The following is a 20,371-nucleotide window of genomic DNA, read 5'->3' on the forward strand; positions in this document are numbered from 1 at the left end:
CCCCTGATGACGCGCCGCGTTTCTGTCACCATGGTCCGGTGAGAAGACTCGGCTACGTCGCGGCCAGGCGCCTCGCCCTGGAGACGCTCGGGTGGACGCTCGTCGTGCTGGGGGTCGCCGCGCTGTTCCTGCCCGGCCCCGGCCTGCTCATGCTCTTCGCCGGCACGGTGGTGCTCTCCCGCCAGTACGAGTGGTTCGACCGGCGCCTCCTCACCGTCAAGCGGCTCGCCATGGAGGGCGCCTCCCACGGCGTGCAGTCGTGGCCGAAGATCGCCGGCTCGCTGATCGGCGTGGCCTGGCTGATCGGCCTCGGGATCTTCTGGGGCGTCGGGTCCGCGGTGCCGGGCTGGTGGCCGCTCTCGGACGACCTGTGGCTGGTCGGCGGGTGGGGCACCGGCGGCACGCTCATCTTCTCCGGCCTCGTCGGGCTGGCCCTGCTGGTCTACGCGTTCCGGCGCTTCCGGGGCAGCCCGTACGACCACGAGGCGGAGGTGGTCCACGACCGGCGACGCCGCGAGGAACGGCGGCGGGCGCGCGCCGCGCGGCGCGGCCACCGCGCCGAGGTCACACCAGGCTGAAGCGTTCCTCGGCGCCCACCGCCACCAGACGCTCCCGGCCCGCCACCCGCACGCGCACCGGCACCGCGTCGATCACGCCGTCGCGGTGCCGGATCACCACCTCCTCCCGCGTCACCGTCACCGTGAGCGGCGAGCGCAGGTAGACCACGGTGAACGAGACCCCCTCGATCTCCCCCGGCAGGTTCGGTTCCAGGTGGAGCGTCCCGCCCCCGACCCGCAACCCCGCGTAGAAGCGCTGCACCAGGTCGACGGTGCCCGCCATGACCCCCATGTGGATGCCCTCCCGGGTGGTGCCGCCCTGGATGTCGTCCACGTCGCTGCGCAGCGCCACCGCGAACCGCTCCCAGGAGGAGTCCGGGTCGAAGCGGGCCAGGACGCCGGCGTGCGTGATGTAGGACAGGGTCGACCCGTGCGAGGTCCGCCGGTCGTAGTACTCGATCGTGCGGCGGGCGGCGTCGTCGGGGAACCGGTAGCCCAGCCGCGTGAAGATCCGGCGCAGCTCGTCGTCGCCGAACAGGAAGAACAGCATCACCGCGTCGGCCTGCTTGGCGAGCTTGTAGCGGTCCGGGGTGTCGCCCTCGGCCTTGAGGATCCGGTCGAGGCGCGCGATGTCGCCGTACTCGGCGCGATAGGCGTCCCAGTCCAGCTCCTCGAGCTGCTCGTAGCCCTCGAACTGGCTGAGGATCCCGTCGTGGAAGGGCACGAACATCCGGCGGCTCATGTCCTCCCACCTCGCGATCTCCTCGTCCCGCAACTCGAGCCTGGCCCGCACGGTGTCCGCCCGCGTCGACGGCAACAGGTCCAGCAGGTGCGCGGCGACGTCGCAGATCCACGCCACGAACACGTTGGTGTAGGCGTTGTTGCGCAGGCCTCCCGCGGCCGCGCCCGGGTACCTCTCGTGGTACTCGTCCGGGCCCATCACCCCGTGGATCTCGTACCGCTCGCGGTCCGAGGAGTAGTGGGCGACGGACGACCAGAACCGGGCGATGCCCAGCATCAGCTCGGCGCCCCGGTTCTCGAGGAACATCGTGTCCTCGGTGGTGGTGACGTACTGCCAGATGTTGTAGAAGATCGCGGCGCTGACGTGGCGTTGGTTGTGGGACAGGTCCTCGTCCCACGTCCCGGACAGGGGGTTGAGGTGCACCTCCTGCGTCTCCTCCGTGCCCAGCGAGCCGCTCTGCCACGGGAACATGAAGCCGGCGTACCCGGCGGCGTCCGCGGCGGCGCGCGCCTCGGACAGTCGCCGGTAGCGGTACATGAGCAGCCCGCGGGTCACGTCGGGCGTGCGGAACGTGAGGAAGGGCAGGACGAACAGCTCGTCCCAGAACACGTGGCCGCGGTAGGCCTCGCCGCTGATGCCGCGGGCGGGCACGCCGGCGTCGAGGTCAGCGGTGTGGGGGGAGCACGTCTGCAGGATGTGGCAGATGTGGACGCGCAGCAGGTGCTGGGCCTCGTCGTCGCCGAAAACCCGGACGTCGCACGTCTGCCACAGGCGGTGCCACGACTCGCGGTGGTGCGCGAGCGCGGCGTCGAAGGATCGCGAGCGGGCCACCGCGCGGTGCGCGCGGACGAGCGTGTCGCCCGTCGCGGGGTCGCGGGAGGTGAACAGCCCGACCGACTTCTCGATGACGGTGGGCACCCCGCGCGCGAGGTCGAGGTGCAGTGTCTGCTGGACGTGGTCGGGGGTGCGGAAGTCGGTGCGGGGCACCTCGACGGGCCGGCCGCCCGAGGACACGCGGGTGCGGGCGGCGACGCTGACGGTGACCTCGGACTCGCGGGTCCGCGTCTTGAGCGCCATCACGTCCGGTCGGGGGATCTCGGTCGCGACGGCGTCGAGGTGGGAGCCCTCGAGTCCGCGGTAGCGGGGCACGCCGGCATTGGTGACGCGCCCGTCGATCGCGCTCACGACCTCGGCGGGTCCGGACCAGTCGATCGGGGTGAGGGTCCACTCGAGGTAGGCGTGGTGCATCGAGGCCATGGAGGTGAACCGCCGGCTGACGAGCTCGGTCTCGCGCCCCTCCCGGTCGCGGAACCGGAGATGGCGCGTGAGGACGGCCGCGCGGAGGTCCAGCCGGTGGTGGTAGTCGAGGATCTCCACGTCCGCGAGCCGCAGCACCTCGGCGCCGCCGATCCGCAGGCGCAGGGGCAGCCAGTTGGGCAGGTTGACCAGGTCCTCGTTGTGGACCGGGACGCCGCCGAGCAGGGTGGCCGCGCGGTTGTAGAGCCCGTGGACGTAGGTGCCCGGGTAGTGGACGTCGTCGGCCTCCTCCCACTCGGCCGCGCCGCGGGTGGCCATATACCCGTTGCCGGTGGAGGTGAGCGTCTCGCGCAGGCCCTCCCCCGCGGGGTCGACGCCGACGTAGGCGAGCGTGAACGCGGGATCGCCGGCGCCGGCGCCCGCGGGGCCGGAGTGAGGATCGGTCACCGCTGTGACACAACCACATCAGAGGGGCCCGCGAGCCGGCTGCCGAGAGATCGTCACCTGCCCGAGACCTGCCGACCGCGTGGATGAACTATGATCTAGGTCACAGTCGGGACGGTCCGGGGCCGCGCCGCGAGCCCACTTGTCGACCGTCTCGTCGGACACGGGAGGTCGCCATGACCGTACAGCTGATCGAAGTCACCGAGGACGTCGCCGACAGGATGCAGGCCCTCACCACGCCGACGCCGTGCCAGGTCGAGGACGCGCGCATGATCATCGTCGACCTGCTCGGGTCGGAGCCCTCCTGGCCGCTCGCGGTCCTGGTCGATCAGGTGTGCGTGTCCTACGAGTGCCCGGACGGGGAGCGCCTCATGGTGGACCTGCGGGACCGCGAGGGGTTGGCGGACGACGACCTGCGTGACGAGCCCGCCCTCAAGCGGGTGCGCTGGGTACGCGCCACACGGACCGCGCTGCGTCAGCTCACGGACGCGGGCGAGGTCGTGTGGAGTCTGCCGTCGGACGATCCGGACGAGGTCGACCACCCCGAGGTGCTGGTGCTGATGTCGGGTGCGCAGCCGCGCGCCTTCCGCATCTACGTGGGCGAGCCGCTGCCCGACGGGTCGGTCTCCCTGCGGTAGCGCACGGCCACCGCGAGCATCACCGCGCCCACGGCGATGAAGGACAGGACGCGGAACAACCCGGGCAGCGTGGCGAGGTCGAGCAGGAGCAGCTTGGCCAGGGCCAGCGCGCCGAGGAGGAAGCCGAGCCGGCGGGCGTCGGCGATGCGCGGGCTCGCGGTGAGGACCAGCCACGCCGCGCAGCAGATCCACAGCACCGTCACCACGAGGTGCGCGGCGAGGAACCCGGTGCGCGCGGTGCCGGCGAGGTCGCCGGTCGTGACGCCGGCGGCGACGATCATGACGGAGAACGTCGCCAGCGCCACGACCGCGCCGACCATCACGACGCGCCGCGACTCCGCCGGTACCCGGCGCCGGGCCCACCAGGTCACGGCCGCCGCGAGCGCGGTGACGGCGAACGCGGAGACCACGTCCCAGTAGGAGAACTCACGCACCGCGAGCCGCTCGCTGAGCGCGAGGTGCGGCGCGTTGACGCCCAGGTACACCAGCAACGCGAGGACGGTCGCGGCGGCGGCCACCCAGTCCAGCCAGCGGCGGCCCCACAGTCCGGCCGCGGCGACGTAGGCCAGGGCGCTGAGGGTGAGGGCGAATCCGGTGAGCTCGCGCCCGCCCAGCTCGACCCACGTCAGCAGCAGGAGCGCGCTGCCGACGATCCCGGTCACGGCGGACAGCGTCGCACCGGCGCGGTCTCGTCCGGCGCGGGCCGCGAGGACGGCGACGGTGAGGTACGCCGCGGCGAGGAGCACACCGTAGGGCCAGCCCGGGCGGAGGAGGTGGGTGGCGGGCAGGAGGGCGAGGGGCAGGGCGGTGGGGACGACGACGAGGGCCGCGTTCTCGACCGCGGGGCCCCGGCGGAGTGAGTCGTACCAGGCCACCCCCACCCCGACGGCGGCGAACACGAGTGCGGTCGCGATGAGCGCGATCTGTTCGCCGCGGGAGTGGAGGGCGGCCTGCGACAGGTATCCGGTCAGCAGCACGCCCGGGAGGACCGACCACACCAAGCGCACGGCCACCCCGAGTTCGGAGGCGAGGAGCGCGGTGGCGATGCCGACGATCGCCACGAAGACGGGCAGTTCGACGTCGGTGGAGATGAGCGGCGCGAGCACCATGGTGCCGGCCGAGACGAGGCAGGCCAGCAGCCCCGAGGACCATCGCTGGGCGAGCGCCATGCCCCCGAGGGCCAGGCCGCCGACGAACATGAACGCGGCCGGGACCGGCACCCACAGGTAGAGGGTGGTGGCGGCGATGACGTCGAGCATGGCCGCCGCCAGGCCCGTGCCGACCAGCGCCAGGGCGCCGGGGTTGACCGGGGTGCCGACGGTGGGCACGTGGCGGTCCTGCAGCCGCAGGCCGAGGACCACGAGGACGACCGCGAGGGCCGCGGCGGCGATGACCCGGGCGATCGGCGGGAACAGCCCGGCCTGGATCGCGACCACCAGCAGGAAGGCGATGCCGGCGAGCATGACCGCCCCGCCGATGGCCGCGATGACGGTGGCGGCGGTGACGCGCGGCACCCGGCGCGGCCGGGCCTCGGCGGGCGGCGCCCACGGGCGCTGCGGGTTCTGCTGCTGCGGGTGCGCGGGCGCCTCCGGACGCCACGGACCGCCCGCCTGCTGCGGCTGCCACGGCCGGTCGGGGCGCGCCCCGGCGCCGACGCCCGCCCCGGGCGGCTGCCACGGCCCGACCGGGTGCGGCGCACCCGGGTGGCGGACCGGCGCGGTCCCCGCCTGCCCGCCGAGCGCGGCCAGCCCGGCGCGCACCTCCGCGACCTCGGCGGTGATGCGTCCGAGCCGGGCGTCGAGGTCGGCGAGGGCACGCTGCAGGTCTGGCCGCGGGTCGGGCTGCTCGGGGTTCACCCCCGAATCATCTCCCGCCCCGGCCGCGGGCGTCCACATACCGATGCAGTCTCAGCCCGCCCCGACCTCAACCGAGGCCCGCGAAGCGAATTCTGCCCGGAGGTCGCGCTTGAGGATCTTCCCTGCGCCGGACTTGGGTAGCGGCTGGTCCACGAGGTGGATCTCGCGCGGCACCTTGAATCCCGCGAGGAGGCAACGGACATGATCCCGGAGCATTTCAGCCGTGGTAGTGCTGCCCGGGCGGAGTCGGACCGCCGCGTGCACGGCCTCTCCCCACTGCTCGTCGGGCAGGCCGAACACCGCGACCTCCTCGACGTCGCCGTGGCGGTACAGCGCGTTCTCCACCTCGGTCGAGTAGACGTTCTCCCCACCCGAGATGATCATGTCCTTGAGCCGGTCCACCACGAACACGTAGCCGGCCTCGTCCTGATAGCCCATGTCACCGGTGTGGTACCACCCGTCTCCCGGGAGCACCTCCGCGGTCTCCTCGGGCCGGTTGAGATAGCCGGACGTGATGTTCGGGCCGCGGACGACGATCTCGCCAACCTCGCCTGCCGGTTGCCGTGCGCCGCCGCCCGGGGCGCGGATCTCTAACTCGACTCCCACGACCGGCCGTCCTGCCGACCGCAGCCGCACCGCGGCATCCGGGTCCTCGCCTGCCAGGCCTCGCCGATGGTCCTCGTGGGTCATGAACGTGACGATCGGCGCGGCCTCGGTCATGCCGTAGACCTGGCAGAAATCGGTGTTGAGTCGCTCGGCGGCCGTGGCGAGCAGGGCCTGCGGCATCGGCGAGGCCCCGTACAGGACGGACCGCAGCGAGGACAGGTCCGTGTCCGGACCGAACTCGTGCGCCATGAGCATGGTGATCATGGTCGGCACGAGCATCGCCTTGGTGATCTTCTCCTCGCTCACGGCGCGGAGCCAGCCGTCCGGGGTGAAGCCCGGGACGATCACGTGGGCCCCACCGACCCAGGTCAGCGCGACGGTGGAGGCGCCGTCGGCGAGGTGGAACATCGGCCCGGCGTGCAGGTACCGGTCGTGCTCGTCGTAGCCGAGGCAGAGCAGCGCGTGCTTGGCGTTGCTGGCGAGGTTGCCGTGGCTGAGCAGGACGCCCTTCGGGCGCCCGGTGGTGCCGCCGGTGTAGAAGATCCCGGCGACGTCCTCGTCGAGCACCTCCACCGGTGAGGCCTCCGACCCGGAGGTCGTCATGACCTCCAGCGACACGCAGTCGGCCGGAGACTGTCCCGCCCCGGCGTACACAAGGTGGTCGAGCGTGTCGCAGTCGCGCAGCAGCTCGCGGCCCGCCTCGAGGAACGCATCGTCCACGAGCAGCATTCGTGCCGCCGAGTCGTCGAGAATGTATCGGATCTCCGGTGTCGACAGTCGCGTGTTGATCTCGTTGAGGACTCGACCGCTGCGGGGGGCACCGAGCCAGGCGATGAGGTGGGCGGCACTGTTGAGCGCGAGCACGCCCACCACATCACCCTTCATGAGGCCGAGCCGGTCGAGCTCGCCGTCGAAGGCGCGGACCCGGCGGTCCAGCTCGTCGTAGGTCCACCGCACGTCGCCGTCGACAACGGCCTCGTTCTTCCCGAACAGGCGGGCCGCCCGGTCGAGTGCGGCGTTGATGTTTTCCGTCATGTTCGTCCTCAGCGCCCGTAGGTGCAGTTGCCGCCCACGACGAAGTCGGGGATCTCGTCTCCTTGCGCGGCGAGCACCTGGGCGTAGGCGGTGCGGGTCACGGCGGCGTCGAAGTGACCGACGAAGTTGCCCTCGGCGTCGTAGTTGAGGAAGGCCCCGTGCACGATGAATAGCGCCTCGGTGTCCTCGGTGTTGGAGGCGGGCGCCTCAAGGGTGTGCGTGGATCCCGCGGGCTCGTAGATGTAGGTCCCCGGCAGGTTCATGGTCTCCTCGCCGTACTCGCGATAGAACCAGCTGCCCTTCGTGGTGTAGCCGTGGACGGCACCCGTGTGCAGGTGGGTCGGCAGGACCGTGCCCGGCTTGAACCGGGTCTTGACGACGAGGAAGCCGCCCTCGACATCGGCCACCAGGAGCTGGATCGACAGCCCGGGAGCCAGGACGTCGCGCGCCCAGGGGAGTTCGGGCGTGTGCATCGTCAGGGCGAGCGGAATGGCGGTGGGATCTGCGGTTGCGGTCACGTCTGGCTCCTCCAGGTGCGGGAGATGTGTTCTGCACCACATCTCTTCTGTGTTCATGCTCACACTTTCAGAAGCGCCCTTCTTGACATCTGACGACATTCTTTTGACAATTTGTGACATGGCGGATCTGGTCAGGGCGTCCTCGCTCGTCAACATCCCGGAGTTGATCAGCGAACTCGGTGGCGATCCCGGCTCGCTCCTGGAGGAAGCGGGAGTGAGCCCATTCGTGGTAGGTGACTACAACCGCTTCATCCCCTACTCCTCCCTGACGACGCTGGTCGGGCGCGCGTCGGAAGAACTGGGACTACCCGACTTCGGACTGCGGGTGTCTCGGGTGCAGAACCTGGAGATGCTCGGCCCCATCGCCGTGCTGGCACGAAACGCAGATACGGTGGAAACCGCGCTCATTGGGGTGATCAAGTACCTGCATACGTACAGCCCGGCGATCCGCGCCGACCTCCGCTCCGAAGGCCACCTAGCCCGGTTTAGTTTCGCCATCACACCCGCACGCATGCCCTACCGACAGCATCTGATTGAGCTAGCGCTAGGAGTAATTCTGGGCATGTTCCGCCTTCTCGCCGGACCCGGGTTCCGCCCACTCGAGGTGACCTTCCAGCACACTCGGATGTCGCCGACCGAGACATATGAGGAGTATTTTGAGGCGCCGATCAGGTTCACCGCCGAGCTCAACTCACTCACCTTTCCGGCCCGCCTGCTCGATCGCAGCATCGACGGTGGTGACCAGCAGGCCCATGCGTTGGCGCGACGATTCCTCAGCTCGCACCACCGACACCTCGGCGTCGACGAGCACGTTCATGAACTGCTTGACAAGCTAATTCCTCTGGGCCAGGCCGACCTGCACAGCATCGCCGCAGAACTTCTGATGCACCCGCGCGCGCTCCAGCGCCGGCTGGCCGAGCTCGGCACCTCTTTCGAGCAGATCGTCACAGATTGGCGCCGCGAGCTGGCAGTCGAACTGCTGCGCCGCCCGGAGATGCAGCTGAGTGAGATCGCGGCGCAGCTGGGCTACGCCGAGCAGAGCGTGTTCACCCGGAGCTTCAGGCGCTGGTTCGGCCAGACCCCGCTGGCATACCGTCGGCAGCTCCGCGACGCGGGCGAGCCGGTTCTGCGCAGACTGTGAATCCGCGCACCACCGTCTGCACCTAGACATCCCCTGCCGCCGACCCCGCCGCCGCGTGGGCCAGGGCCACGAGGTCCTCGCCGGTCCGCCCCGGGTAGCCGTGGCACATCCGACGCCACCGGGCCGGGATCGCCGAGGCGCCCCAGCGCGCGCCGACCAGGCCGCCGGCGATCGCCGCCACGGTGTCGGTGTCGTGGCCGATCCCGATCGCGGTCGCCAGCGCGTCGGCCAGGTGCCCACCGGGATCCCCCGTCGGCTCCGGCGTGTGACGGATCGCCGACCATGCGGCCTGCAGCGCGGCCACCACCCAGCCGTTCGGCGTGAAGCGGGACGGCGGCCCCTGCTCGGCCTCGTCGATGCGCTCCGCCCAGAACGTCCGCGCGGACCCGTCCAACGCCGCCAGGCCACCCCGCAGGTCGAACACCTCCTCGCGCACCGCGCGGTCGATCGCCAGCGACCACAGCACGCACGCCTCGCCGGCACGCGGGTCGGCGTGGGTCAGCTCCCCCACGGCGGTCGCCGCGCGCACGATCGCATCGGTGTCGCCCGGGTGCGCGAGCGCGACGGGCGCGGTGCGCATGAGGGAGCCGTTACCGGCCGAGTGCACGCTGCGCGCGGTGACGTCCCGGGCCGCGCCGCGCAGGGCCGCGGCGGAGGGCGCGGGGCCGCCGCGGCGCAGGACGGCGGCGGTCTGGTTGCCGATGTCCGCCGGCCCGGACTCGTACCAGTCACGGAAGTGGCGGGCGACGGCGTCGAGCGCGTCCTCACCTGTGAGCCCGCGTCCCTGCGCCGCCACCTCGAGGACGCACCACGCCATGGTGGTGTCGTCGGTCCACTGCCCCGGCGCGAACCCGCCGAGCCCGCCGCCGATCATGTCCGGGCCGCCGGGCCCCAGTGGCGCGGAGCCGAACTCGTAGCCCGCGCCCAGGGCATCGCCCACCGCGGTGCCGAGCATCACGCCGGCGACCCGGTCACGCAGGCCGTCCCGGTCCGGGGAGGCCTCCACGTCACCGCGACTCACGCCGCCACCCCTCCGAGCCGGTAGGCCAGGTCGTCCCGGTGCCGCTCCAGCTCCTGGGCGAACGCCGTGAGCGCCGCCCCGAGGTTGTCCGCGGACAGCGGTCGCGCCGGCAGCAGGATCTTCTGATAGACATCCCGCCCGGTCAGGTACCAGGTGCTCCACCAGTTCCTGCGGTTGAGCAGGTCCACCTCGACGGCGGTGTTGCGCCGGCTGTAGACCCCGCGGACGACGCGCGTGAACACCTCGACCATCCCGCCGTCGGGACGGATCAGCACGTAGACCCGGGTGCCGCTCACGTCGACGTGGGCGTCCCCGTCGTCGTCGACCTCCGGTGGGCGCCCGAGCACCCGCGCGGCCACCTCCATCACCATCGGACGCAGCGCGTCCGGGGCGCCGCGGACCATACCGGTCGCCCGGAGCCCCGGCTCGGTCACCGCGTCCGCGTCGGTGAGCCCGAGCCGGCCGGCCACGTCCACCGCACCGCGCCCCGCGGGCCGGGCGGTGAACAGCTGCGGGTGCGGGAGTCGGAGCTCCTCGCGCGCGACGCGGACTACCGCCCCGGCCACCGCGTGGGCCCCACCGCTGGCGACCATCGCCTCCGCGGCGGTACTGCCCGCGATCCCCCGCGTCGCCCACACGTACCCGTTGTCCGGGTCGGCGCGACACACGATCTGCTGACTCCACCCCTCGGCGCCGGCGGGGGACACCAGCGCGAGCACGTCCCCCTCCCCCAGCGATCCGAGTCCCAGGAGCAGCGTGTCGAGGAAGACCCCCCACGCGCACTCGGTCGCCTCCCGCGCCCGGTCGTCGTTCTTTCCCATCGCCCGCCCCTTCCCGGCCCGTGTGTCCCCGGCCGGGGACCTTTTAGCACTCTCAACGCGCTAAACATTAGCACTACGTCCGCGCTAATGTGAAGGGCATGTCCGATCTCGAGAAGTTCCCGCGCCCGGCCGTCGCGGTGGACCTGGCCATCCTCACCGTCACCGCGGCCGGCGACACCGACCCGGAGCTGCGGTTACTGGTCCAGGACCGGACGGACCCGGACGGGATCGCCCTCCCGGGCGGCTTCCTCCGCGAGCGCACGACCGTCGCCGAGACCGCCGACGGGGTCCTGCGGCGCAAGGTGGGGATCGACCCGTCCGCCACGATCCGCCCGCGCCTGCTCCGGCTCTTCGACGCGCCCCACCGCGACGACCGCACGTGGGCCGTGTCCGCCGCGCACGCCCTGCCCCTGCCCGAGGCGGAGCTCGCCGGCGCGCGCGGCCGCCCGGTCCGCGTCCTGCCCGACGGCCGACTCGAGGGGGCGGAGAGGCTGCTGTTCGACCACGACGAGATCGCCGCCGCCGCGATCGCCGACGTGCGCGAGCGCTACGAGATCCGGCTGCGCTACGTCGACGTGGGCCCCGACCCCGACGGGTTCCTGCCCGAGCCGTTCACCCTGCTCCAGCTACGCCGGGTGCACGAGGCGGTGATCGGCACCGAGCTGCACAAGGACAACTTCGCCCGGAGGATGCGACCACACCTGGAACCCGTAGTGGGTGACGACGGCGAGGTGGTCCTCTCCACCGCCCAGCGCGGACGCCCCGCCGCGCTCTACCGCCGCGCGCGCTGACCCGCGGCCGCCGGACGCGACCGCAACACCAGGATCACCCCGACCGCGCTCACGGCCATCCCCGCCACCGCCGGGAGGGTGATCGCCACACCGAACATGAGCCACACCCAGACCATGGTCGTGGGCGGGGTGAGGTAGAGCAGCACGCTGGCGACCGTCGCCCCGCGGGTGCGGGTGACGAACACGAAGAGGACGTACCCGCACAGGGTGGACAGGAACACCAGCCACGCCACCGCCGCCCAGAAATCCGGCCCGGGCCCCGGAGCCGCCTGGCCCGTGAGCACCGCGGCCGCCATGAGCGTCACCCCGGCGACGACGGACTGCATGGTGATGGACTGCAGCAGGGACTCGGTGGGCCGGAGGCGCTGCGTGAGGACCGTGCCCGTGGTCAGGCTGAGCATGCCCGCGACCGGGAACAGGTACGCCCACCACGGCGCGGCCCCCGCGTCGAGGCCGCCCGAGACCACCACCACGACCCCCGCCAACCCCAGAGCCATCCCGACCCACATCCCGGGAGTGGTGCGCTCCCCCAGCACCCGGCCCGCGACGGTCGCCACGAGCAGCGGCTGCAGGGCGGCGATGAGGGCGGCCGTCCCGCCGTCGACCCCGCGCGAGACGCCCTCGAAGACGAGGAACAGGAAGACCGCCTGACTGAACAGGCCGAGCACGGCCTGGCGCAGCCACGCGCCCCGGTCGTCGAGCCGCACCCGCAGCACCAGGCAGACACCGACGAGCATCACGCCGAGGATCGAGAACCGCCAGCCCAGCAGCTGGAGAGGAGTGCCGCCGGCGCGCGTGCCGAGCTCCGCGCCGACGTAGCCCGAGCTCCACATGAGCACCAGCGCCACCGACGCCAGATGGCCGCCGTTCCGGCGGAGCGCCTGACGCGCGGACACTGACATCGTCACACCCTATGAAGTGGCGGGCCTCGTCGTCGTCGACTCGGGCCCCGCCACCCCCTCCCGGTTCGCGCACGGCCCACGCCGCCCCGAAATACCGACACCATGGTGATGAACTATTTATGATCCTGAGGAAACGGCCGCGCCGCCGCCCCGCCCGGGCGGCGCGGACGCTTCCCCGCGCGGACGACGCGCGGGCCACCATCCCCCCGTGCGCTCCCGATCCGCGACCCACCGTGCCGAGCCCTCCCCTGGGCGGGCCGCCGGCCGCGACCCACGCGCACGACACACCCCGACAGGAAGTACGCGCATGACCGACGCCCGCGTCCCCCTACGACTCTCCGACGCGCCCCGCTCCGACGAGGGCTACTACGGCCCGGACAGCGTCTCCTGGCGCGTGTTCTCCGACCCCGCCTCCGGACTCGGCGCGAAGAACGCCCTCTTCCTGCAGATGCTCGACCCGGGCATGATGACCCACTTCGACCGGGTCTCCCTGACCAGCGAGGGCGCCGACGAGATGGCGGCGCGGTTCGACCGCACCGCCGCCTACCTGCGCGACTCGGTCTTCGCCGACACCGCCCACGCCGACGCGGCCGCCAAGAGAGTCGACCACCTCCACGAGCAGGCGAACTGGACCGACCCCGAGACCGGCGAGGTGGTGGGCGCCAAGCAGCCCGAGTGGATGCGGTGGACGTGGTGGACCTACATCTGGTCCGCCGTGCGTGGCTACCAGGAGTTCGGCCCCGGCCTGTCGACCGCCGACGCCGACCGGCTGGTGGTGGAGTCGCACCGCAGCGCGCAGCAGCTGCACGTGCCGGGCCCGTACTTCGAGACCTTCGCCGAGGTCGACCAGTACATCCGCGACGGACTCGACACCAAGGCGCTGACCATCTTCGCCGCGCAGGCCGGACACTCCCTGCGCCACCCGGAGGTGAAGGGCCCGGTGGCCAGGTGGATCACCCGGCAGATCCTCAACGGCGTGCTGTCGCTGCTACCCGACCAGGCCAAGCTGTTCTTCGCCGTCGAGGACCGCAGCGCCAGGGAGTTCGCCCGCGGCGCCCGGTTCACCCGGCTCGTCGCCGCCCTCGCGCGCAAGAACCGGACCGCCGACCAGCTCATCGCCCAGGCGATCGGCGAGTCCGTCGCCGCGCCGTACCAGCGGGTGCGGGTGAGGCGGGGCGCCCGCACGTCCTGAGGGAGACCCCGCGCCGGGGCGCGTCCCGCACGGCCTGACGGCTCCTGGCCGGGGCGCGTCCCGCCCAGCTGCCCGACACTGTGCGCCATTTACATACTGTGTGACGCACACTATCGTGTCACCCATGGATGATGAGGCGGACGCGGTCCTGGGCACGCACCTCCAGGAGCTCCGCCGTGGGTCGGTCGTCCTGGCGAGCCTGCTCGCGTGCCGCACACCGCGGTACGGGTACGGCCTGCTCACCACGCTGGCCGACGCCGGGATCGACACCGAGGCCAACACCCTCTACCCCCTCCTGCGCCGGCTCGAGAGCCAGGGGCTGCTCACGTCGACCTGGCACACCGCCGAACCCCGGCCCCGGAAGTACTACGCGACGACCGCACTCGGCGCCGAGGTCGCCGGGCGACTGCACGAGGAATGGCTGGCGCTCGGCGCCGGATACGACGATCTGCGGAAGGCGGATGCGTGATGCCCCGACTCACCGATCGCTACATCTCCGAGGTGGTCCGCCACCTCCCCGAGGACCAACGCGCCGACATCTCACAGGAGATCGCCGCCACCATCGACGACATGGTGGCGGCCGAACTCGACACCGCCGCCCGTCCCGGCCACCCCGGACTCGCCGATCCCGCCGCCGCCGAGCACACGGTCCTGCGGCGCCTGGGCGACCCGGCCGAGCTCGCCCGCCGCTACTCGGGTGTCCGCCAGTACCTCGTCGGCCCCGACGTCTACCCCGTGTGGGCCCGGGTCCTGCGCTGGCTCGCCCCCGTCGTCGGCACCATCGCCGCGGTCGCCGGCGGCATCCTGTACGTCTCCACGACCCCGACGCCTCAGCTCGGCGATCTCATCGCCCAACTCGTCACGTCCGTCTCCGCCGCCCTGCTCTGGGCGTTCGCCGCGTGGACGCTCGTCGTGGTGATCATCGAACGGACCACACCGGAGGGCGCACGCAGCGCGCTGTCGCGGTCATCATCCTGGGACCCGGCCGAACTCGACCGCCCGGGACGCGGCACCGACACCAGGGCCGACGCGATCGTGTCCCTGGTGCTGCTCGCACTCCTGGCCGGGGTGCCGTTCATCCCGTCGACGTTCCTCTACATCGGCCACCTCAACGGGGGCGAGCCGCTGATCAACCCGGACATCCACACCGGGTGGGTCGCCGGCTACCTCGCCCTCATCGGCGCGCTCGCGCTCATCCAGGTGTGGCGCCTGGCCCGGCCGGGCCCGTCCCGGCAGCGGCTCGCGGTGGAGGTGACGACCGACGTCGTCTTTGGCGTCTACCTCACCGCCCTCATCCTGAGCCAGGAGACGGTCCTCCACCCGGAGCTCGTGCCCGCCGCCGACGGCAGCGCCACGGCGACCGCGGTCCGCTGGGGGCTCGTCGCCGCGGTCTGGGTGATCGTGGCGTGGGACCAGGTCGAGACCGTCCGCACGGCGCGGCGGGCCGCAGACCGCTGACGTAGGCCCGGGCCGCCTGACCGTCCGCGCCTCCCCGGGCAGGGCTCCCCGGGCGGGCCGCGGCAGACGAGAAGACCCCGCCTCCTGCATCTCTGCCGGTGGCGGGGCCTTCTCCCACTTGTGCGCCCGAAGGGACTCGAACCCCTAACCTCTTGATCCGTAGTCAAGTGCTCTATCCATTGAGCTACGGGCGCATCTTCATATTCTTCTGTCGTGCCAGATAGCCGGACACCCGACTCTCCGACATGGCGGAGGCGAGAGGATTTGAACCTCCGGTCCCCTTTTAGGAGGACAACTCATTAGCAGTGAGTCCCATTCGGCCGCTCTGGCACGCCTCCTGGAGGCTCTGCGAGCCAACGAGGATTTACAGTACACATACGCCCCGCCGGTTCGCAAAACGGCCGGACAACAGGCCCGGAACCGCTGGTCCTACTCTGTAGGCATGTCCCCTGACGTGCGCAGCGACCTCGACGCGATCCCCGCCTATGTCCCCGGCGCGACCGTGCCCGGCGCGGTGAAACTGGCGTCCAACGAGACCACCGCCGGCCCCCTGCCGAGCGTGGCCTCCGCGATCGCCGCCGCCGCCTCCGCCGCCAACCGCTACCCGGACATCACCTCCCGCGCGCTCGTCGAGCGCCTGGCGGACTTCCTCGGCGTGGGCGCCGGGAACGTCACGGCCGGCTGCGGCTCGGTGGCCCTGTGCCAGCAACTGGTGCAGGCGCTGTGCGCGCCGGGCGACGAGGTGATCTTCGGTTGGCGGTCCTTCGAGGCGTACCCGATCATCTCCCGCATCGCCCACGCCGTGCCCGTGACGGTCCCCAACCGGGCCGACGGGTCACTGGACCTGGACGCGATCGCGGCCGCCGTCACCGACCGGACCCGCCTGATCTTCGTCTGTACCCCCAACAACCCGACCGGGCCGGCGGTGAGCCGCTCCGAGCTCGCGACGTTCCTCGACCGCGTCCCCGAGCGGGTGACCGTGGCGCTGGACGAGGCGTACTACGAGTACGTGCGCGCCGACGACCCGGTCGACGGGGTCGCCGAGGCGATGGCCCGGCCCAATGTCGTCTCCCTGCGAACGTTCTCCAAGGCGTACGGGCTCGCCGGCCTGCGCGTCGGCTACCTGGTCGGGCCGGCCGAGCTGGTGGTGCCCGTCGCGAAGATGGTCGTCCCGTTCTCCGTGAGCTCCCTCGCGCAGTCCGCCGCGATCGCCTGCCTCGACGCCGGGGACGAGCTCCGCGCCCGCACCGACGCCGTCGTCGTCGAGCGCTCACGGGTGCGCGACACCCTGGTCGAGATGGGCCACGCGGTCCCGGACAGTCAGGCGAACTTCGTCTGGCTGCCGCTGGCCGACGCCGCCTCCGACTTCGACGCCCACTGCCGTGAGCACCGCGTCGTCACACGTTGTTTCGCCGGTGACGGCGTGCGGGTGACGATCGGCGACCCGGAGGAGAACGACCGCTTCCTCACCGCCGCGCGGGAATTCGTGACCGGAATGTGATCCTTCCGGCGGGGTCTCGTGACCTCCCGGCGGCACGATGGGTCGGGTTTGGACGCGGCGCCCCGGTGCCGCGCCCGCCCCCGCGACAGGCGCGGGCGGTCGACCCCCAGGAGACGGTGTGCAGCAGCGAAGTGTCCGCCGAGAGGCGTACTCCGCAGCTCTCCACCCCTCCGGACCCGGCCGGACCGCCCCCGCCGTGACCGCCGTCCTCGCCGCGGTCGCCGTGCTGCTCACGCTGGTCTCCGCGCCGGTCGCCGCCGCCCGGACCAGCGAGACCTCGCGCCCGTGGAGCCCCGCCGCCGAGACCCGGTCCGTACGGATCCTGGGGATCGGCGAGTTCTCCGGCGCCCTCTCCCGGCCCGTCGGCTTCCAGGGCGAACTGCGGGACGGCTCGGGGAACGTCCGCCCCGCCGGCGGGGGGCCCCACCTCGCCGCGACGATCGACAAACTCCGCGCCCAGGCCGAGAACACGATCCTGCTCGCCACCGGCGATTCGATCGGTGGGACGGCGCCCGAGGCCGCGCTCCTGGGCGACCGTCCGACCATCGAGTTCTTCAACCGGCTCGGTGTGGACGGCGCGGGCGTCGGACGCCGCGAGCTGGAGAAGGGCGCCGAGCACGTGCGCTCCCTCGTGAAGCCCGGGTGCGTCACCGAGGAGGACTGCCGGGTGGACCCGCCCCTGCCGCCCTTCCGCGGCGCGGCGTTCCCGTTCCTGGCCTCGAACGTGATCCCGTCATACGAGGCCGCCCCGACGTTCCCGTTCACCATCCACCGCATCGGCGACGTGCGGGTGGGCGTCGTCGCGGTCACCGAGCCCTCCGAGTCCCTCCCGGAGACCACGACCCGGCTCGCCGATCCCCTCCGCGCGATCGACGAGACGGTGGAGTCCCTGCAGTTCCTCGGGGTGGAGACGATCGTCGCCCTCGTCCACTCGCAGACGGTGCACGGCAACCTCGATCCCGGCGCCTGCCCCGAGGCCCTCACCGACCTCGAGCTGGTCGAGGACCTCAACCCGGCCGTCGACGCGCTCATCGTGGGCGCCTCCGGCGGCCCCGCCACGTGCCGCGCCCTCGACGCCGAGAACGACGAGCGGATCGTCGTGGCGCCCGCGTCCCACGGCCGGTCGGTCACCGTGGTCGACCTGGCGATCGACACCTCCACCGGCGACGTGGTGCGGCCCCAGACCTCGGCGTTCAACCAGACCGTCAACCTCGACATCGAGCCCGACCAGGGGACGGAGGAGCTCGTCCGCCAGGCGCGGGCCGCGGCGGCCCCGGACGCCCGCGAGGTCATCGGCACCGCCGACGAGACGATCGACCGGGCCATGAACGCCGACGGCGAGGCCCCGCTGGCGAACCTCATCGCGGACGCCCAGCTGTCCGCCACGCGCGGCCGGGGCGCGCAGCTCGCCGTCTCCAACCCGGACTCGTTGCGGGTGAACCTCCCCCGCGGACCGCTCGACTACGCCACCCTCCACACCGTCCAGCCCTACGGCGACCGCCTGTACCTCGTCACCGTCACCGGCGAGGAACTCCACGCCGCCTTCGATCACTTCGCCGACGACATCGGCCGCAACGGACCCGCGGTGTCCTCCAACGTCCGCTACACCGTCGACCTGACGCGTCCGGAGGGGTCCCGCGTGACGGAGATCGAGGTCGACGGCGAGGCGATCGATCCGCGGCGCGAGTACACCGTCGTGGCGAACGAGTTCCTCTCCTCCCCGGAATGGGACGGCTCGGTGTTGGCCGAGCGCGGGGACCGCCGCGAAGCGGGGTTGACCGATCTCGACGCCCTGATCCGGTACGTCACCGACGAGGGCCCGCTGCGGACGCCCGGCACCGGCCGCGTCCGCGTCATCGACTGAGCCGCCGCGAAAGTGGGCCGCAGGGCCCGGCGCCCGGCCCACTCCCGGGGGAAGCCCTGGACACAGTTCAGATCAAATATATGATGTGTGATGCATGGCACATGTGATCGAGACTGCTGATACCGTCCCTGACCCAAGGGAGTCGGTCGCGGACGCCGCCACCGAGGCGGGGCCGGGGCGTGCGACCGTTGTCCGCCGGTTCGAGACGAAGGGGGAGCTCGTGAGGAGAGCCTTCGCGTGGGAGCCCGAGACCCTGCCCGCCGCCGAGGCGACATGAGCGCCACCACCGCCGAGGAACGGCGCACCCCACCGGCTGCGGCCACCCGCGCCGCGGACTCCATGCGCACCCACGGGCGACTGCTGCGCCTGACGTTCCGGTCCACCGCCTTCCTCGTCACCGACCTCCTGCGCGGCCGGCTCCCCCTGAAGGAGGTCCTGGTCCAGGCGTGGTTCTACTTCTCCGTCTCCGCGCTGCCCGCCGTGCTGGTCGCCCTGCCGTTGGGCGTGGTGATCGCCGTACAGGTGGGCAGCATGACCGACAGCGTCGGCGCCAACTCGATGGCCGGCGCCGTGGGCGGGATGGGCGTCATGCAGCAGATCGCCCCCCTCGCCGCCGCCCTGCTCATCGGAGGCGCCGGCGGCTCCGCGATCGCGGCGGACCTCGCGTCCCGCACGATCCGCGACGAGATCGACGCCCTCCGCACGATGGGGATCGACCCGCACCAGCGGCTGGTCGCGCCGCGCATCCTCGCGATGCTGCTGGTCGCGCCCATGCTCTCGGTCCTCATCATCCTCATGAGCGTGATCGCCAGCTTCGCGGTCGCCTCACTCGGCCAGGGCGTGGCCCCCGGCTCCTACTGGCTCTCGTTCGGCAGCTTCGCGTCCGTGACCGACCTCGTGGTCTGCCTGCTCAAAGCCGCCGTGTTCGGGTTCCTCGTCGCCGTGATCTCCAGCCAGCGCGGTCTCGAGGCCCGCGGCGGGCCGAAGGGCGTCGCCGACGCCGTCAACGCCGCGGTCGTCCTGGGGATCCTCGCCTGCATGATCGCGAACCTCTTCATCACCCAGGTGGTCCTGATGTTCGTCCCGATGAGGTTCCTGTGATGAGCCACCGCCGGTCCGTGAGCCACCAGACCGCACAGCGCCCCGCCGATCACGTCGCCTACGCCGTCCCCGCGCCCCACCGCCCCGGTCTCATGCGGCTCCGCCGAGCGGGCGACCGCGCGTGGTCTCCGGTCGAGACGCTGGGCGGCTACCTCCAGTTCGTCCTCCTGTCCTTCCTCGGCGTCGGCCACGCCCTCCGGCGCCACCGCCGCCACACCATGGCGGTGTTCACCGACCTGACCTGGGGCAACGGCAAGGCCGTCATCGTCGGCGGCGGCGTCGCCCCCGTCCTCGCGATCCTGGGAGCGGTCGCGGGAACCATGATCGGGATCGTCGGGTTCAACGCGCTCGACATGCTGGGCATGGGCCCGCTCACCGGGGCGATGTCCGCACTGGCCAACCCGCGCGAGCTCGCGCCGCTCATCGCCGCGATCGGATTCGCCGCGCAGGCCGGCTGCCGCATCACCGCGGAGATCGGATCCATGCGCATCTCGGAGGAGATCGACGCCCTCGAGGCCCAGGCCATCCACCCCATCCCCTACGTGGTCTCGACCCGACTGCTCGCCTCGGTCCTCGCGATCATCCCCACCTACCTCATCGCGCTGGCCCTCTGCTACGCCTCCTCCCGGCTGACGATCGCGGTCGTCGCGGGATCGTCCGCGGCCTACGACCACTACTTCGACATGTTCACCGAGCCCGTGGACCTGCTGTACTCGCTGGCCAAAGTCGTCGTCTTCGTCCTCGTCGTGGGGCTCGTGCACGCCTACCAGGGGTTCCACGCCACGGGCGGGCCCGAAGGGGTGGGCATCGCGTCCGGCCGCGCCATCCGCGCCAGCCTCGTCCTCATCGTCATCACCGACATGATCCTCACGCTGGCCATGTGGGGACTCGACTCGACCATCCAGTTCTCCGGGTGAAGGGGCCGT

Annotated in this window: 19 protein-coding genes and 2 tRNA genes; 12 read left to right on the plus strand and 9 right to left on the minus strand. The window is 72.0% G+C overall.

All coding sequences use genetic code 11. From position 1 onward, the window contains the following. The first annotated feature begins 38 nt into the window (after positions 1-38). Positions 39-578, plus strand: coding sequence for a PGPGW domain-containing protein (locus tag RWK90_RS10305; RefSeq protein ID WP_314037461.1), 540 nt, complete (start codon positions 39-41; stop codon positions 576-578). On the opposite strand, the gene RWK90_RS10310 is transcribed toward RWK90_RS10305, so the two are convergent. Next, the gene (locus RWK90_RS10310) at positions 565-3,003 is read right to left on the minus strand and encodes a glycosyl hydrolase family 65 protein (protein WP_314037463.1); all 2,439 of its coding nucleotides are present in this window, start codon (positions 3,001-3,003) and stop codon (positions 565-567) included. The genes RWK90_RS10305 and RWK90_RS10310 overlap by 14 nt on opposite strands. 173 nt (positions 3,004-3,176) lie before the next feature. On the opposite strand from RWK90_RS10310, the gene RWK90_RS10315 reads away from it, so the two are divergent. After that, entirely contained in the window at positions 3,177-3,638 is a 462-nt protein-coding gene (locus RWK90_RS10315) for a hypothetical protein (protein WP_314037465.1), read from the plus strand. Here the strand turns inward: RWK90_RS10315 and RWK90_RS10320 are convergent. The 3 genes from RWK90_RS10320 to RWK90_RS10330 are packed head-to-tail and all read right to left on the minus strand — an operon-like array spanning position 3,593 to position 7,653. Beyond that, positions 3,593-5,494: a DUF2339 domain-containing protein gene (locus RWK90_RS10320; protein WP_314037466.1), complete on the minus strand. Its 1,902-nt coding sequence runs from the start codon at positions 5,492-5,494 to the stop codon at positions 3,593-3,595. The two genes, RWK90_RS10315 and RWK90_RS10320, sit on opposite strands and share 46 nt — an antisense overlap. A 51-nt stretch (positions 5,495-5,545) precedes the next feature. Further along, entirely contained in the window at positions 5,546-7,135 is a 1,590-nt protein-coding gene (locus tag RWK90_RS10325; RefSeq protein WP_314037468.1) for a long-chain fatty acid--CoA ligase, read from the minus strand. Positions 7,136-7,143: 8 nt separating this feature from the next. After that, a complete protein-coding gene (locus tag RWK90_RS10330) occupies positions 7,144-7,653 on the minus strand; it encodes a 2,4'-dihydroxyacetophenone dioxygenase family protein (protein ID WP_314037470.1) in 510 nt (169 codons plus the stop codon). Between the two features lie 118 nt (positions 7,654-7,771). Here RWK90_RS10330 and RWK90_RS10335 point away from each other — a divergent pair, with 118 nt between their 5' ends. After that, the gene (locus tag RWK90_RS10335) at positions 7,772-8,794 is read left to right on the plus strand and encodes an AraC family transcriptional regulator (protein ID WP_314037472.1); all 1,023 of its coding nucleotides are present in this window, start codon (positions 7,772-7,774) and stop codon (positions 8,792-8,794) included. 22 nt (positions 8,795-8,816) lie between these two features. On the opposite strand, the gene RWK90_RS10340 is transcribed toward RWK90_RS10335, so the two are convergent. Together RWK90_RS10340 and RWK90_RS10345 are read right to left on the minus strand one after the other, a co-directional pair. Then, positions 8,817-9,815 (minus strand): ADP-ribosylglycohydrolase family protein, encoded by a 999-nt coding sequence (locus tag RWK90_RS10340; protein WP_314037474.1) that lies wholly within the window; start codon positions 9,813-9,815, stop codon positions 8,817-8,819. Then, positions 9,812-10,636 (minus strand): T3SS (YopN, CesT) and YbjN peptide-binding chaperone 1, encoded by an 825-nt coding sequence (locus tag RWK90_RS10345; RefSeq protein WP_314037476.1) that lies wholly within the window; start codon positions 10,634-10,636, stop codon positions 9,812-9,814. The genes RWK90_RS10340 and RWK90_RS10345 overlap by 4 nt, the downstream gene beginning before the upstream one ends. 98 nt (positions 10,637-10,734) lie before the next feature. Between RWK90_RS10345 and RWK90_RS10350 the strand changes: the two genes are divergently transcribed. Then, a complete protein-coding gene (locus RWK90_RS10350; RefSeq protein WP_314037478.1) occupies positions 10,735-11,427 on the plus strand; it encodes an NrtR DNA-binding winged helix domain-containing protein in 693 nt (230 codons plus the stop codon). Here RWK90_RS10350 and RWK90_RS10355 read toward each other — a convergent pair. Beyond that, positions 11,409-12,329 carry a DMT family transporter gene (locus RWK90_RS10355; protein ID WP_314037480.1) on the minus strand — a complete coding sequence of 307 codons (921 nt, stop codon included), beginning with the start codon at positions 12,327-12,329 and terminating at the stop codon, positions 11,409-11,411. The two genes, RWK90_RS10350 and RWK90_RS10355, sit on opposite strands and share 19 nt — an antisense overlap. A 307-nt stretch (positions 12,330-12,636) precedes the next feature. Here RWK90_RS10355 and RWK90_RS10360 point away from each other — a divergent pair, with 307 nt between their 5' ends. From RWK90_RS10360 to RWK90_RS10370, 3 genes are all read left to right on the plus strand, one after another. Continuing rightward, positions 12,637-13,521, plus strand: a complete 885-nt coding sequence (locus RWK90_RS10360; RefSeq protein ID WP_314037482.1) for an oxygenase MpaB family protein — start codon at positions 12,637-12,639, stop codon at positions 13,519-13,521. A gap of 124 nt (positions 13,522-13,645) precedes the next feature. After that, a complete protein-coding gene (locus tag RWK90_RS10365) occupies positions 13,646-13,990 on the plus strand; it encodes a PadR family transcriptional regulator (protein WP_314037484.1) in 345 nt (114 codons plus the stop codon). After that, entirely contained in the window at positions 13,990-14,979 is a 990-nt protein-coding gene (locus RWK90_RS10370; protein ID WP_314037486.1) for an HAAS signaling domain-containing protein, read from the plus strand. The genes RWK90_RS10365 and RWK90_RS10370 overlap by 1 nt, the downstream gene beginning before the upstream one ends. 121 nt (positions 14,980-15,100) lie before the next feature. On the opposite strand, the gene RWK90_RS10375 is transcribed toward RWK90_RS10370, so the two are convergent. Further along, positions 15,101-15,173: transfer RNA gene (locus RWK90_RS10375), tRNA-Arg, on the minus strand. A 52-nt stretch (positions 15,174-15,225) separates the two neighbouring features. Continuing rightward, a tRNA-Ser gene (locus RWK90_RS10380) sits at positions 15,226-15,317 on the minus strand. A 104-nt stretch (positions 15,318-15,421) separates the two neighbouring features. Here RWK90_RS10380 and hisC point away from each other — a divergent pair. The 5 genes from hisC (at position 15,422) to RWK90_RS10405 (ending at position 20,362) form a co-directional block, all read left to right on the plus strand. After that, positions 15,422-16,480 (plus strand): histidinol-phosphate transaminase, encoded by a 1,059-nt coding sequence (hisC, locus tag RWK90_RS10385; RefSeq protein ID WP_314037488.1) that lies wholly within the window; start codon positions 15,422-15,424, stop codon positions 16,478-16,480. A 118-nt stretch (positions 16,481-16,598) separates the two neighbouring features. Further along, positions 16,599-18,344: a bifunctional UDP-sugar hydrolase/5'-nucleotidase gene (locus RWK90_RS10390; RefSeq protein WP_314037490.1), complete on the plus strand. Its 1,746-nt coding sequence runs from the start codon at positions 16,599-16,601 to the stop codon at positions 18,342-18,344. Positions 18,345-18,438: 94 nt separating this feature from the next. Continuing rightward, on the plus strand, positions 18,439-18,621 hold the full coding sequence (locus RWK90_RS10395) for a hypothetical protein (RefSeq protein ID WP_314037492.1): 183 nt from the start codon (positions 18,439-18,441) through the stop codon (positions 18,619-18,621). Then, on the plus strand, positions 18,618-19,445 hold the full coding sequence (locus RWK90_RS10400; protein WP_396230315.1) for an ABC transporter permease: 828 nt from the start codon (positions 18,618-18,620) through the stop codon (positions 19,443-19,445). Before RWK90_RS10395 ends, RWK90_RS10400 begins: the two co-directional genes overlap by 4 nt. Then, positions 19,445-20,362 (plus strand): ABC transporter permease, encoded by a 918-nt coding sequence (locus tag RWK90_RS10405; RefSeq protein ID WP_396230316.1) that lies wholly within the window; start codon positions 19,445-19,447, stop codon positions 20,360-20,362. The genes RWK90_RS10400 and RWK90_RS10405 overlap by 1 nt, the downstream gene beginning before the upstream one ends. Positions 20,363-20,371: the final 9 nt, after the last annotated feature.

The sequence above is a fragment of the Dietzia sp. CH92 genome, assembly GCF_032248695.1.
Classification (GTDB): domain Bacteria; phylum Actinomycetota; class Actinomycetes; order Mycobacteriales; family Mycobacteriaceae; genus Dietzia.

Coding starts and splice junctions, on each gene's coding strand:
- RWK90_RS10400 (WP_396230315.1), top strand. CDS start 18,618: ATGAGCGCCACCACCGCCGAGGAACGGCGCACCCCACCGGCTGCGGCC.
- RWK90_RS10355 (WP_314037480.1), bottom strand. CDS start 12,329: ATGTCAGTGTCCGCGCGTCAGGCGCTCCGCCGGAACGGCGGCCATCTG.
- RWK90_RS10365 (WP_314037484.1), top strand. CDS start 13,646: ATGGATGATGAGGCGGACGCGGTCCTGGGCACGCACCTCCAGGAGCTC.
- RWK90_RS10370 (WP_314037486.1), top strand. CDS start 13,990: ATGCCCCGACTCACCGATCGCTACATCTCCGAGGTGGTCCGCCACCTC.
- RWK90_RS10350 (WP_314037478.1), top strand. CDS start 10,735: ATGTCCGATCTCGAGAAGTTCCCGCGCCCGGCCGTCGCGGTGGACCTG.
- RWK90_RS10345 (WP_314037476.1), bottom strand. CDS start 10,636: ATGGGAAAGAACGACGACCGGGCGCGGGAGGCGACCGAGTGCGCGTGG.
- RWK90_RS10360 (WP_314037482.1), top strand. CDS start 12,637: ATGACCGACGCCCGCGTCCCCCTACGACTCTCCGACGCGCCCCGCTCC.
- RWK90_RS10335 (WP_314037472.1), top strand. CDS start 7,772: ATGGCGGATCTGGTCAGGGCGTCCTCGCTCGTCAACATCCCGGAGTTG.
- hisC (WP_314037488.1), top strand. CDS start 15,422: ATGTCCCCTGACGTGCGCAGCGACCTCGACGCGATCCCCGCCTATGTC.
- RWK90_RS10315 (WP_314037465.1), top strand. CDS start 3,177: ATGACCGTACAGCTGATCGAAGTCACCGAGGACGTCGCCGACAGGATG.
- RWK90_RS10325 (WP_314037468.1), bottom strand. CDS start 7,135: ATGACGGAAAACATCAACGCCGCACTCGACCGGGCGGCCCGCCTGTTC.
- RWK90_RS10405 (WP_396230316.1), top strand. CDS start 19,445: ATGAGCCACCGCCGGTCCGTGAGCCACCAGACCGCACAGCGCCCCGCC.
- RWK90_RS10395 (WP_314037492.1), top strand. CDS start 18,439: ATGGCACATGTGATCGAGACTGCTGATACCGTCCCTGACCCAAGGGAG.